This is a genomic window from Streptomyces musisoli (assembly GCF_016741855.1).
GTDB lineage: Bacteria > Actinomycetota > Actinomycetes > Streptomycetales > Streptomycetaceae > Streptomyces > Streptomyces musisoli.
This window is the reverse complement of record NZ_JAERRH010000145.1, coordinates 1-215: the sequence shown is the minus strand read 5'-3', so window position 1 is coordinate 215 and position 215 is coordinate 1. Positions and strand designations below refer to the sequence as shown.

At 66.0% G+C, this 215-nt stretch carries 1 protein-coding gene; it reads left to right on the top strand.

Annotated elements, in window-relative coordinates; all coding sequences use genetic code 11:
* A partial coding sequence (locus tag JK361_RS40855; protein ID WP_262419106.1) for an alpha-amylase family glycosyl hydrolase occupies positions 1-215 on the top strand: 215 nt, incomplete at both ends.

Below are 215 nucleotides of genomic sequence, written 5' to 3'. Positions count from 1 at the left end.
TGGTTCAAGCGCGCCGTCTTCTACGAGGTCCTGGTCCGTTCCTTCCAGGACAGCAACGGCGACGGCGTCGGCGACCTGAAGGGCCTGACCGCCAAACTCGACTATCTGCAGTGGCTCGGCGTGGACTGCCTGTGGCTGCCGCCGTTCTTCAAGTCCCCCCTGCGGGACGGCGGTTACGACGTGTCCGACTACACCGCCGTCCTCCCGGAGTTCGG